Source organism: Amycolatopsis sp. NPDC059657, assembly GCF_042734395.1.
Lineage (GTDB): Bacteria > Actinomycetota > Actinomycetes > Mycobacteriales > Pseudonocardiaceae > Amycolatopsis.
On sequence record NZ_JBHWEB010000007.1, the window covers coordinates 145,000 to 157,316 of the forward strand.

The following is a 12,317-nucleotide window of genomic DNA, read 5'->3' on the forward strand; positions in this document are numbered from 1 at the left end:
CGTGGGTCTGGTCTTGTTTTTTAACCTCCCCCCCAACCCCTTCCCGGGCCGCTCTTTTTTGGTGGTGGGTGGCCGGCCGGTTTAAAACCGGCCGTACCACTCACGACGCCTTCTTACTGGGCCCACGGCGGCGCGATGACCGTGCCGTTGAGCTTCCCCTCGATGCCGCGCGACGTGCAGACGGTCAGCACCGCGGGCTCGTCGCTCGGGTTGCTCAGCAGCAGCGGGGTTTCCGGCGGCAGGATGACCGCGTCGCCGACGGCGGGCGCGTGCGCCTCACCGCCCACCTCGATCAGGATCGAACCCTCGCGCAGCAGGAACACCTCTTCCTTGCTGACCGTGTGCCGCTCGCTCTTCGCGCCCGGCGACACCTCCAGCTGCCAGATCGCCAGTTCGGACGACCCGCGGCTCGGAACCGCGAGCGGCCGGAAGACGAAACCGTTGTTGTTGTCGATGGCCGGAGCATCGGACAGCGTGACCAGACTCATTTACCCCTCCAGATGGTCAACTTGCTTGACTTGAAATACAGTAAAGCAGGTTGACCAAACTAGTCAAGCAACTTGTCCAAAACGGTCAATCTGCTTGTCCAAAAAAGGAGAAACCCGTGCTCCAAGGCGACCTCCCCGCCCTGCTCGCGATGAGCTTCCGCGCCGTCATGGACCAGATCCACGCCCAGCTCGACGCCGACGGCTTCGCCGACGCCCGTCCGGCGCACGGGTTCGTCTTCCACTTCCTGTCCCACCGAGGCAGCGCCACCGCCGTCGAGATCGGCGACCACCTCGGCATCACCAAGCAGGCCGCCGTCCAGCTCGTCGACGAACTCGAGAAACGCGATTACGTCTTGCGCACCCCGCATCCGACGGACCGCCGCAGCCGCTCGATCTCCCTTTCACCGCGCGGCTGGCTGTGCATCGAACGCGTCGTCGCGTTGTCCACGCAGGCCGAAGAGCGCTGGGCGAATTTGGTCGGGCATGAGCGTTTGGACCAGCTCAGGAGCGACTTGCTCACCTTCGTCCAAGACGCGTCAAGGGAACGCCCGGTGACGCTGCGTCCGGTGTGGTGACTCTCTTCACCCGAATCGACGGCGGCACAACGCAGTTCACTCACCTACCATGGTCGGAACTCGCCTGAGCGAAGGAGTTCCCGATGTCAGCGTCCGAGCGCCAAGCCCGCTTCTTCGGCGGGCCGCTCGACGGCCGCGTCCAGGAACTCGGTGAAACAGCACCGGTGACCGGGACGGTCGTCCGGCATGTGCACCTCCACGAGGGCCCGAAGATCGAAACGCACTACTCCTTGGGCCACAGCGATGTCACGGGCTGGGAGTACCGCCTGTGCCCGATCGCCGAGCCGCACGAGGACTGCGAACCCCGCTAGGGCGTGTTTCCTATGTCTGTTCGATGAGCTTCGTGATCGAGGCATCGGAAACACGCCCTAGGTAGGGAAAGCCCCACCAAGAACCCCGGGAAACCCGAACTTCGATACGGCGGCTTGCACCGCTGTGCGAACAGCCGTGCCGGACGAGGCTTCTTCCCATGCACAGGGACAAATTCCTCGACGTCGTCAGGGCGGGCGCCATCCTCGCCGTGGTGGTCCAGCACTGGGCGATGCCCGTTCTCTCCTATGCGGACGGCCACCTCGCCACCGGCAACGCGCTCGCGACGCCGGGCTGGTGGGTGGTCACCTGGCTCTCCCAGGTCATGCCGCTGGTCTTCTTCGCGGGCGGCGCGGCCAACCTGATGTCCTTGCGCCGCGCCGATTCCTCCCGTGACTGGCTGGCGAACCGGGTCCGCCGTCTCGTGCTTCCCGTGCTGCCGCTGATGGCGATCTGGCTCGTCATCCCGGATGTGTTGCTGGACTGGGGAATCCCGAAGCAACCGGTCGAGGTGGCAGGCGCCATCGCGGCACAGCTGCTCTGGTTCCTCGCCGTCTACCTGGTCACTGTGCTGATCACACCGCTCATGGCCGCGGCACACCGCCGCTTCGGCCTCGCCGTCCCCGCCGCGATGGCGGTCGCGGCGATCGGCGTCGACATCGCCCGCTTCGCCGACTTCGGGCTCGTCGGCTTCGCCAACGCCGTGTTCGTCTGGCTCGCCGTGCATCAGCTCGGTTTCTTCTACGCCGAAGGTGGACTCGGCGCGCTCAACCCCCGCAAGGCGCTCGCGCTGTCCGGCGCCGGCTTCGGGATCACCGCGCTCATGGTCGCCCTCGGCCCGTACCCGGCGAGCATGATCGGCATGCCCGGCGCGCCGGTGTCCAACATGAGCCCGCCGACCGTGCTGCTGTTCTTCCTCGCCGTCGGCCAGATCGGGCTGCTGCTGGCACTCAAGCCGAAGCTGCTCGCGTTCGCCGCCAACCCGGCCATCGGCCGCTCGCTGGACTGGCTGGGCGCCCGTTTCATGAGCATCTACCTCTGGCACATGCCGGCGCTGATCGTCGTCGCGGGCATCACCGTCTACGGTCTCGGTTACGCCACCCCGGAGCCGGGAACGGTGCTCTGGCTCGCCATGACGCCGCCGTGGCTCGCCGGCGTCGGGATCGTGCTCGCCTTGCTGCTCAAGGTGTTCAGCCGCTTCGAAGCGATGGGCAAGAAGGCCGCGACCGCGGGCACGCCCCAGCTGGTGTTCGCCGCGCTGCTCGCCGCGGGCGGACTGCTCGGCTTGGCGGCGCACGGGTTCTCCACCCCGTCACCGGACGCGCTGTTCGGCGGGCCGCTCCCCTGGGTCGCGCTCACCGTCGCCGGGTACGCGCTCTCGGGCCGCCGGATCCACGCCGGCCGGATCACCACCCGCTTCCTCGGCCACGCCGTCGCGGTGACCGAATCGGCCAAGCTCACGCGCTGAGCAGGCGCAGCGGGGTGTCGTGCAGCACCCCGCGCAGGAACTCCGTTCCCAGGCGGTCGTCGGCAGCCCAGCCGTCGATCGCCTGGAGCTGTGTCGCGTAGGAGTACGGGATGTTCGGGAAATCGGTGCCGAGCACGATCCGGTCGGCGAACTCGACGAGCAGGTCGGTCCACTCGGCGGGCAGCGGCGCCATCGCCTGCGCGAACGGCACGCCGACCATCGTGGTGTCCAGGTGCACGCGCGGATACCGGCGCATCAGCTCGAAAGCCGCCTCGTACTCCGGCATCGCGGCGTGCGCGAGCACCGCGGTCAGCCTCGGATGCCGGTCCAGCACCTCACCGAACACCGAAAGCCCGGTGTAGTCACCCTTCAACGGACCGTGTCCACAGTGGACGACAACGGGCGCGCCCGCGTCCGCCAGCGCGCCCCAAACGCCGTCCAGCAGCGGATCACGCGGATCGTAGGCGCCGACCTGGACGTGCGCCTTGAAACACCGCGCGCCCGCGCGCAGCGCAGAGTCCACAACGGACACCGCGCCGGGTTCCGGGTAGAACGTGCCCGTCGGCACCGCGTCCGGCACCCGCGACGCGAAATCCAGCGCCCAGCCGGTCAGCCATGCCGCCATCCCCGGCTTGTGCGGGTACACGAGCGGCGCGAACCGCTTGACGCCCAGCTCGCGCAACGTCGCCAGCCGGTCCGCTTCCGGCGTCCGGTAGTGGATCGGCCACGCCGTGCCGTAGTGCTCGGCGGCATGGTCGAAGTAGCCCCAGACCTTGTCCATCACGGACCGTGGCAGGAAGTGAACGTGCAGGTCGACGATCCCGTCCAGCCCGAGCGACCGCAGCCACTCGGGCACCTGCTCGTCGAGCATCAGTCGAACTTGCCCTTGAGCGCGCGGCCCATGGCCTTGCGGATGTCACGGTCGGCGTCGCGCTTGGCCAGCGTCTGCCGCTTGTCGTAGGCCTTCTTGCCCTTCGCGAGCGCGATCTCGACCTTGACCTTGCCGTCCTTGAAGTACATCGACAGCGGGACGAGTGAGAGCCCGCCCTCCTTGGTCTTGCCGATCAGCTTCTCGATCTCACGGCGGTGCAGCAGCAGCTTGCGGGTGCGGCGCGGCGTGTGGTTGGTCCACGTGCCCTGCGTGTACTCCGGGATGTGCACGTTGCGCAGCCACACCTCGCCGTCGTCGACGGTCGCGAACGCGTCCGCCAGCGACGCCTTGCCCTCGCGCAGGCTCTTCACCTCGGTACCGACGAGCACGAGACCGCACTCGTAGGTGTCGAGGATCGCGTAATCGTGGCGAGCCTTGCGGTTCGACACAATTACTTTCTGACCACGTTCCTTGGGCATGACGCGACTCTACGTGATTCCTTCTCGGCGAGCAGGCGGTTAAATCAGTGGCGGACGTACAGGCGCAGCGTGACGTACCCGGTGATCGCGGAAATGAGCATCGACACCAGTATCAGGATCGGCGTGACCGGGAACAGCAGGTCCAGCAACGAGATCTGCGGGAACACCTGGCCGTCGAACAGCACGTCGAGGAAGCCGTACTTGAGCCCGGTCAGCAGGCCGATCGAGAGGATCGAGCCGACCAGGCCCGCGACCATGGCCTCGAGCAGGAACGGCAGCTGCGTGTACCACCGTGTCGCGCCGACCAGCCGCATGATGCCGACCTCGGTGCGCCGGGTGAACGCGGACAGCTGGATGGTGTTCGCGATCAGCATGAGCGCCGCGGCCGCGGTCACCACGGCCATCACGAACGCCAGGTCCCGCACCTTGTTCAGCTTCTCGAGGAAGACGTCGAGCAGCTTGTTCTGGTCGTCGACCTTGGCGACACCTGGCTTGCCGGTGAACTCGCTCACGATCGCGACGCTGCGGTCCGGGTCCTTCAGCTTGACGTGGAACGACGACGGCAGCGCCTCGGGGCGCGCCAGCGCGACCAGTTCCGGCTGGCTCTGGAAGATCTTCTTGAACCGCTCGTACGCCGCTTCCCGGTTCTCGAAGATGACCGACTCGGCCGCCGCGTTGCTCTGCAGCTGGTCACGCAGGCCGGAGCAGATCGACTGCTGGCAGTTCTTGTCGCCGGCGGAGATGTCCTCGGTCAGCTGGACGGTCACCTCGACGTCGGCGAGGAAGTTCGTCCTCATCTTGTCGATGGTCCGCATGACCAGCAGACCGCTGCCGAGCATGGCGAGGGAGACCGCGGTGGTGAGGACCATCGCGATGGTCATCGTGAGATTCCGGCGGAGGCCGGTGACAACCTCGCTGAAGACGAAACTGGCGCGCATCGGGGTTCAGGTGTCCCTTGGGTTTCGGCGGACTGCTTTGCTGGGGCTGGTGCTATCGGCCTACGCCGTAGACACCTCGGTCGTCGTCACGGACGACCCTGCCGAGCTGCAGCTCGACGACGCGGCGGCGCATGGAGTCGACGATGGAGTGGTCGTGCGTCGCCATCAGCACCGTGGTGCCGGTGCGGTTGATCCGCTCCAGCAGCAGCATGATGTCCTGGCTGGTGTCGGGGTCCAGGTTTCCCGTCGGCTCGTCGGCGAGCAGCATCAGCGGGCGGTTCACGAACGCGCGGGCGATCGCGACGCGCTGCTGCTCACCGCCGGAGAGCTCGTTGGGCAGCCGGTCCGCCTTGCTCTCCAGGCCGACCAGCTCCAGCACCTCCGGCACGACCTTCTTGATGGTCAGCTTCGGCTTGCCGATGACCTCCAGCGCGAACGCCACGTTCTCGGCGACGGTCTTGCTCGGCAGCAGCCGGAAGTCCTGGAACACGCAGCCGATGGTCTGGCGCAGGCGGGGCACCCGGCGGCGGGCCAGCTTCGCGACGTCGAAGTTGGACACCATCACCCGGCCCTTGGTCGGCACCTCTTCGCGCAGCAGGAGCCGGAGGAACGTCGACTTGCCGGAACCCGAGGGGCCGATCAGGAAGACGAACTCACCCTTGTCCACCTCCACGTTCACCCGCTCCAGAGCGGGGCGCGTGGACGTCTTGTAGACCTTGGAAACCTCTTCGAGCCGGATCACGGTTCGGCATACTACCCATGTGGCCGGTTAAGCCCTGGTTGCCTATGCCGGAAAAGGATTACGCGGCGCCGGACTGCTTGCGCCAGCGGATGCCCGCTTCGAGGAATCCGTCGATCTCGCCGTCGAGCACCGCCGACGGGTTGCCGACCTCGAACTCGGTGCGCAAATCCTTGACCATCTGGTACGGGTGCAGCACGTAGGAGCGCATCTGGTTGCCCCAGCTGGAGCCGCCGTCGCGCAGCGCGTCCATCTCGGCGCGCTCTTCTTCCTTCTTGCGCTGCAGCAACCTGGCCTGGAGCACCTTCATCGCGGCCACCTTGTTCTGCAGCTGCGACTTCTCGTTCTGGCAGGAAACCACCACACCGGTCGGGATGTGGGTGAGCCGGACCGCGGAGTCGGTGGTGTTGACGCTCTGCCCGCCGGGGCCGGACGACCGGTAGACGTCGACGCGGATGTCCTTCTCGGGGATGTCGACGTGGTCGACCTCCTCGACCTCCGGAAGCACCTCGACGTGTGCGAAGGAGGTCTGGCGGCGGCTCTGGTTGTCGAACGGCGAGATGCGCACCAGGCGGTGGGTGCCGGACTCGACCGACAGCGTGCCGTAGACGTAGGGCGCGGTGACCTTGAAGGTGGCCGACTTGATGCCCGCCTCTTCGGCGTAGGAGATGTCGTAGACGTCCGTGGGGTAGCCGTGGCGCTCGGACCAGCGCAGGTACATGCGCAGGAGCATCTCGGCCCAGTCGGCGGCGTCGACGCCGCCCGCCTCGGAGCGGATGGTGACGACGGCGTTGCGCGCGTCGTACTCGCCGGAGAGCAGGGTGAGGACCTCGAGCGCGTCGACGTCCTTGGCCAGGCTGGTGAGCTCGGTCTCGGCCTCGGCCATGCTGGCGGTGTCGCCCTCGGCCTCAGCGAGCTCGTAGAGCACGCCCAGGTCGTCGAAGCGGCTGCGGAGCTCGCTCACGCGGCGGAGCTCGCTCTGCTTGTGCGAGAGCGCGCTGGTGACCTTCTGGGCGGCCTCGGGGTTGTCCCACAGGTCGGGTTTGGACGCGTCGGCCTCCAGCGAGGCGACCTGCGCACGCAGGGCGTCCAGGTCGATCACCGTCTCGACCTGCGTCAGCTTGCCGGACAGTTCCTTGAGACTTGTTTCAAACTCGAAGCTCACGTCGCTCAACATTACGGCAAAAGCCGCGGCCGGTTACGACGGGAACCGGCCGCGCCTGTCACCGATGAGGGTTCGTCAGGACTGCGGGATGGATTCGAGCAGTTTGAGCGCGGCCTTGGCGTGCGCCTGCGCGAACTCGGCGACGGCCTTGGCGTACGGGCCGTCGGCGGTCTTGGTGGCCGCCTTGGCCGCGTCGAGCTCGGTGTTGTAGGAGGCGCGGGCGGCGTCGACCAGCGAGGTCCGCTGCTTGGCGGTGAGCGCGTTGGCGTGCACCAGCCGCAGGATCAGCGGGCTGCGGAGGTGGTCGGGGCCCGGGTCGGTGGAAAGCCAGGTCTTGAAGGCCTTCTTGCCGGCGGCGGTGATGACGTATTGCTGGCTTGAGCGCGGCCCCTGCTTGCCGAGTCGCACGAGGCCTTCCTTGGACAGCGCGGGGAGCTCCCGGTAGACCTGGCTCCGCGTCACGCTGAAGAAGGCACCGAAGCGCTCACCCGCTCCCGCGACTAGCTGACCGCCCGTGGCGGGGCCGTCGTGGAGCAGACCAAGCAGAGCTGCGGCAGTTGCATTCAATTCGGACACCGTTACAGGTTCCCACCGAATCCCGCCTGTGTCCACAGTGGCCTCCTCATCTGTCCATTGTGGCTAGTTAAATGCCCCCTTTCGGCCCAACAAATCTCAAAGTCCACAAAGGACTGGCAACGCTGAGCGACGGCTGCGGCCTCGTGGTTCCCCCAACCAGGCCAACCGGAATCCCGCGCATCTTCACGTGCACGGGCCCATCCAACGACAAAGACCCGGTTCGCACTGTGTGCGAACCGGGTCTTTGCCTACCTGAGTAGCGGGGACAGGATTTGAACCTGCGACCTCTGGGTTATGAGCCCAGCGAGCTACCGAGCTGCTCCACCCCGCGCCGTTGTCTTACTTGGAGAACAGTACACGCCCCCCAACCCCCTCATTTACCACCCCCCACAAACACCCCCTGACCAGCCAAAACACCCCCAAACCCGCCCCAGCGGCCCACCCCCGGCCACGAGCGGGCCCCAAAGATCCCCACCCCAAATCCGCATTCCCTCGCCACCAACCCACCCCCAAGTTCCAAATCTTGTGCGGATTTTGTGCGCCTTTTGGCCCCATACGACCACCCCCATAACCCAACCCCCAACCGCAAACCCCAAATCCCCACCCAACCTCTATCGGGAGCGCGACTCCAAGACTCAGGGGGTCCAGGGGGACGGAGTCCCCCTGGCGGGGGTGTGGGGGTTCGACCCCCACAGAGAATGCGAAAGGGGCCCTGTGCGAAGCGCGTTAGCGCGAGCACAGGGCCCCAAGCCACTGTAGCGGGGACAGGATTTGAACCTGCGACCTCTGGGTTATGAGCCCAGCGAGCTACCGAGCTGCTCCACCCCGCGTCGGTAACACCTACCTTACGCCCCGGTTTCGCGGTGGCGCAAAGCAGGTGCCCCTTTCGTGCCGGAGGTCACCCTCCGGCCGGCTGGCTGGTCGGTGTCGGGGTGGGTGAGGCGCCGGTGGCCGGTGGGGTGCCTGCGCCGTTCTTGGCTGCCAGGTAGGCCTTCACGGCGGCGTCGACGGCCGCGAGCGCGGAGCCTTGGGCGGCGAAGTCGCCGCTGCTCTGTGCTTGGCGGTACTTGTCGAACGCGGCCGAGAGGTCGGCGGCCGCCTTGTCGAGTGCCGGGTTGCCGCTGGGTGGCGCCGGCGTGCTCGGTGGTGCCGGTGTGGCTGTGGGCCCGGGTTGCTGGATCGGCCCGGTGGTGACGTCACCGGCGCCTGGCCCGAAGACCTGGACGAGCGCTTCCTTCAGTGTCGACGCGAAACCGATCTTCGGTCCGTACGCGACGAGCACCCTGGCCAGCTGTGGATAGCTGTTCTGGTTGCGTTGCCTGATGTAGACGGGTTCGACGTAGAGGAATCCGTTGGCCACGGGCAGCGTGATCAGGTTTCCGAAGATGACCGAGACGCTCTGGTTGGTGAAGAGGGTTCTTTCCTGGGCGAACTTGGGATCGCTTTGGAAGCGGTTCTGGACTTGGACCGGTCCGTCCACCTGGGTCGCGCCCGCCGCCGCCGTCGGTAGCTTGAGGACGCTCATCTTCCCGTAGTCCTCCGGATCGGAGGACACCGAAACCCAGGACGCCAGGTATTGCCGTTGCAGACCGGTGAGCGGGCTGGTCAGCTGGAAGCTGGATTTCTTGCTCGCGGTGCCCGGCGTTTCGGCGAGCACGTAGTAGCCGGGCTGGTTGGCGATGCCGGACGCGGTGGCGTTGGTGCCGCCTTCCTGCGTCGGGTCCTGCGGGACGCTCCAGAACGCCTGCTGCGCGTAGAACTCCTGCGGGTCGTTGACGTGGTACTTGGCGAGCAGCTCACGCTGGACCTTGAACAGGTCCTCCGGGTAGCGGAAGTGCGCGCGCAGGTCGGGCGAGATCTCGGAGCTGGGCTTCACCAGGCCGGGGAAGACGTTCTTCCAGGCGTTGAGCACCGGCTCCTTGTCGTCGATCGAGTACAGCGTGACGGTGCCGTTGAAGGCGTCCACGGTGGCCTTGACCGAGTTGCGGATGTAGTTGATCTGGTTGTTGGCCTGCTTCGCGACGCCGGTGAGGGAGTCGTTGGTGGCCTCGCCCAGTGAGGTCTGCTGGGCGTACGGGTAATTGTTGAGCGTGGTGTAGCCGTCGACGATCCACTGGATCTTGCCGTCGACCACGGCCGGGTACGGGTCGCCGTCGACGGTGAGCCACGGCGCGATCATGCTGACCCGCTGGCGCGGGTCGCGGTTGTACATGATCTTGGAGTCGTCGCCGATGGCCTCGGAGAACAGGATGTTGGTGTTCGCGCCCCAGCCGTATTCGGCGGCGAAGACGAGCCGGTTGAACAGGTTGCCGATCGAGACGCCGCCGGTTCCGGTGTAGAGGTACGCGCGGTCGGTGGCGGTGTCGTACTCGCCGGGTGCCTGGCCCTTGGTGCCGCCGACGATGGCGTAGGTGTTGGCGAGCTCGCCGTAGTAGATCCGCGGTTCCTTGACCGGGATCTTGGAGCCCTTCAGGTCGTTGGTGTCACTGGTGCCCGCGATCGGGTACCCGCCGTCGGAGTTCTGGCCGACCACCGCACGGTCGATGGTGTTCGCCGGAGCGGCGACGAAGCCGTTTCCGTGCGTGTAGACCATGTGCTTGTTGATCCAGTTGGTCTGGTTGCCGGTGAGGCCGTCGGTCTTGATCTCCTTGGCCGCGACGATGTAGTCCTGGGTGCGGCCGTCGATGGTGTAGCGGTCGATGTCGAGCTTCTGCGGGAAGCCGTAGAAGTTCTCGCGGCCGACGCGCTGGGTGAAGGTGTCGCTCAGCACGTTCGGGTCGAGCAGCCGGATGTTGGACACGGTGCCCGCGGCGGCCTGCACGTCGGCCGGGGTGGCCTCGGAGTTGCCCTTGTAGTCCGTGTACTTCACGTCGGTGAGCCCGAACGCCTTGCGGGTGGCGTCCATGTTGCGGCTGATCGACGCCGCTTCCTTCTCGTTCGCGTTGGGGCGCACGGAGAACTGCTCCAGCACGGCAGGCCACGCGGCGCCGACGAGCACGCTGGACAGGATCAGCAGCACGAGCGCGATGGCGGGGAGCTGGATGTTGCGCATGAACGCGCCGACGAAGAACGCGATCGCGCAGATCACCGAAATGCACAGCAGGATCAGTTTCGCCGGCAGCACCGCGTTGAGGTCGGTGTACGTGGCGCCGTTGAACAGCGGGTTGCGATCGGACAGCAGCAGGTTGTACCGGTCGAAGAAGTACTCGACCGCCTTCAGCAGCACGAAGATGCCGACGGTGACCGCGAGCTGCACGCGCGTCGGGCCCGCGAGCTGACCGCCCTTACCGGCGAGCCGGATGCCGCCGAAGATGTAGTGCGCGATGAGCGCGCCGATGAACGAGATCACCACGGACAGGAACAGCCAGCCCAGAATCCAGTTGAAGAAGGGCAGCCCGAACGCGTAGAAGCCGATGTCCTTGCCGAACTGCGCGTCCTTCTCGCCGAAGTCGGTGCCGTTGAAGAACAGCTGCACGACCTGCCAGTCGGCCTGCGCGCTGGCGCCTGCGATCAGGCCGGTGAGCACCGGGATGCCGATGCCGAACAGCCGGATCCGGCCGACGATGGCCGAGCGGTACCTGGCCAGCGGGTCGTCGGCGCCCGAGATGGGCACGAAGACCGGGCGGGTCCGGTAGGCGATGGTGAGGCTCAGCGCGAGCGAGCCGCCGACGAGCAGCCCCACCCCGAAGAACAACAGCACCCGCGTCCACAGCACGGTGGTGAACACCGAGCGCGCGCCGACCTCGCCGAACCACAGCCAGTCGACGTAGGTGTCGAGAAGTCTGGCGCCGAGCAGCAGCACCAGGATGACGACCGCTGCGATGATCAGCAGGATCCGGCTGCGGCGGGACAGCTTCGGCAGGCTCACAGGGGGCCGAGTGGCCACTGGACACGCTCCTGATGTCGTTAACTCATTGCGCGGGGGCACCGAGCGAGCCGACACCCCTGATGACCTAACTCTACGGAGGGGGCTTCAAGTTCCCGTGACCCGGCCAAATCGGGCGTGGCACGCCTGCGACGATGTGCGCATGGCATCGAGTGAGCGCCCCGGCGGCGTGTCAGGCCTCGCGCGTGAGGTCGAGGAGTTCGTGGCTTCCGGCGGCTGGGACCAGCCCCCGCAGCTGTTCGCGCTGGTCCCGACCAGGGCGTTGCTCGACGAACAGCCGGAGCTCAAGGGCCAGCTCGACCTGTCGAGCCCGCTCACCCCGGTCGCGCAGGAAGCACTCCCCGACGGCGACCTCGGCGAGGCGCTCGCCCGCATCGAGTGGCCCGACCTGGTACTCGGCTGCGCACTCGCCCAGGAGATCATCATCCTCCCGCCGGACGCCGAGGCCGACCTCACCCAAGCGGGCGACACCGACGCCGAGCGCCTCCGCCGCGCGGCCGCCGACCACCCGAGGCGCACCGAGGCCCGCCTCGTCGCCGCGGTACTCCGCGAAGGCGGCTCGTCCTGCGTGATGCGCCTGCGCGGCGAAGGCCGCCCCGACGACGACACCCCGCCCGAGGCGACCCCGCTCGACGAGATCATCGAAAACCCCGAGCTCGCCCCCAACCTCATCGAGGCCCTGCGCGCGACCCTGCTCCCCTAGCCCCGGCTAAAAAAAATCCCAATGCGGCTTTGGTCAGCTCTGGAACCCCCAATGTGGCGTTCGTCAGCTCAGAGCTGACCACACCCCCCAATTGCTGGAGAAAACAGAACACATACCCCA

Annotated in this window: 12 protein-coding genes and 2 tRNA genes; 4 read left to right on the forward strand and 10 right to left on the reverse strand. The window is 66.9% G+C overall.

The features are described from left to right. Positions 1-113: 113 nt before the first annotated feature. On the reverse strand, positions 114-488 hold the full coding sequence (locus tag ACFV15_RS06410) for a cupin domain-containing protein (RefSeq protein ID WP_378349099.1): 375 nt from the start codon (positions 486-488) through the stop codon (positions 114-116). A gap of 116 nt (positions 489-604) precedes the next feature. Between ACFV15_RS06410 and ACFV15_RS06415 the strand changes: the two genes are divergently transcribed. From ACFV15_RS06415 to ACFV15_RS06425, 3 genes are all read left to right on the forward strand, one after another. Further along, entirely contained in the window at positions 605-1,063 is a 459-nt protein-coding gene (locus ACFV15_RS06415; protein ID WP_378349101.1) for a MarR family winged helix-turn-helix transcriptional regulator, read from the forward strand. Between the two features lie 83 nt (positions 1,064-1,146). Further along, positions 1,147-1,374: a hypothetical protein gene (locus ACFV15_RS06420; RefSeq protein ID WP_378349102.1), complete on the forward strand. Its 228-nt coding sequence runs from the start codon at positions 1,147-1,149 to the stop codon at positions 1,372-1,374. Positions 1,375-1,532: 158 nt separating this feature from the next. After that, positions 1,533-2,840, forward strand: coding sequence for an acyltransferase (locus ACFV15_RS06425; protein WP_378349103.1), 1,308 nt, complete (start codon positions 1,533-1,535; stop codon positions 2,838-2,840). Here the strand turns inward: ACFV15_RS06425 and ACFV15_RS06430 are convergent. The 9 genes from ACFV15_RS06430 to ACFV15_RS06470 form a co-directional block, all read right to left on the reverse strand. Further along, the gene (locus tag ACFV15_RS06430) at positions 2,830-3,711 is read right to left on the reverse strand and encodes an amidohydrolase family protein (RefSeq protein WP_378349104.1); all 882 of its coding nucleotides are present in this window, start codon (positions 3,709-3,711) and stop codon (positions 2,830-2,832) included. The two genes, ACFV15_RS06425 and ACFV15_RS06430, sit on opposite strands and share 11 nt — an antisense overlap. Continuing rightward, positions 3,711-4,190, reverse strand: a complete 480-nt coding sequence (smpB, locus tag ACFV15_RS06435) for an SsrA-binding protein SmpB (RefSeq protein ID WP_091295980.1) — start codon at positions 4,188-4,190, stop codon at positions 3,711-3,713. The genes ACFV15_RS06430 and smpB overlap by 1 nt, the downstream gene beginning before the upstream one ends. Before the next feature lie 44 nt (positions 4,191-4,234). Next, entirely contained in the window at positions 4,235-5,128 is an 894-nt protein-coding gene (gene ftsX, locus ACFV15_RS06440; protein WP_378349106.1) for a permease-like cell division protein FtsX, read from the reverse strand. 52 nt (positions 5,129-5,180) lie between these two features. Further along, positions 5,181-5,870 carry a cell division ATP-binding protein FtsE gene (gene ftsE / locus ACFV15_RS06445; RefSeq protein ID WP_091295984.1) on the reverse strand — a complete coding sequence of 230 codons (690 nt, stop codon included), beginning with the start codon at positions 5,868-5,870 and terminating at the stop codon, positions 5,181-5,183. 58 nt (positions 5,871-5,928) lie between these two features. Further along, positions 5,929-7,032, reverse strand: a complete 1,104-nt coding sequence (gene prfB / locus ACFV15_RS06450) for a peptide chain release factor 2 (protein WP_378349108.1) — start codon at positions 7,030-7,032, stop codon at positions 5,929-5,931. A 75-nt stretch (positions 7,033-7,107) separates the two neighbouring features. Continuing rightward, the gene (locus tag ACFV15_RS06455; RefSeq protein WP_378349109.1) at positions 7,108-7,608 is read right to left on the reverse strand and encodes a PadR family transcriptional regulator; all 501 of its coding nucleotides are present in this window, start codon (positions 7,606-7,608) and stop codon (positions 7,108-7,110) included. 257 nt (positions 7,609-7,865) lie between these two features. Continuing rightward, positions 7,866-7,939: transfer RNA gene (locus ACFV15_RS06460), tRNA-Met, on the reverse strand. Between the two features lie 425 nt (positions 7,940-8,364). Next, positions 8,365-8,438: transfer RNA gene (locus ACFV15_RS06465), tRNA-Met, on the reverse strand. Between the two features lie 68 nt (positions 8,439-8,506). Beyond that, positions 8,507-11,494: a UPF0182 family protein gene (locus ACFV15_RS06470; RefSeq protein WP_378349111.1), complete on the reverse strand. Its 2,988-nt coding sequence runs from the start codon at positions 11,492-11,494 to the stop codon at positions 8,507-8,509. A gap of 142 nt (positions 11,495-11,636) precedes the next feature. Between ACFV15_RS06470 and ACFV15_RS06475 the strand changes: the two genes are divergently transcribed. Continuing rightward, complete coding sequence (locus ACFV15_RS06475) at positions 11,637-12,197, forward strand: PPA1309 family protein (protein WP_378349112.1); 561 nt, start codon at positions 11,637-11,639, stop codon at positions 12,195-12,197. Positions 12,198-12,317: the final 120 nt, after the last annotated feature.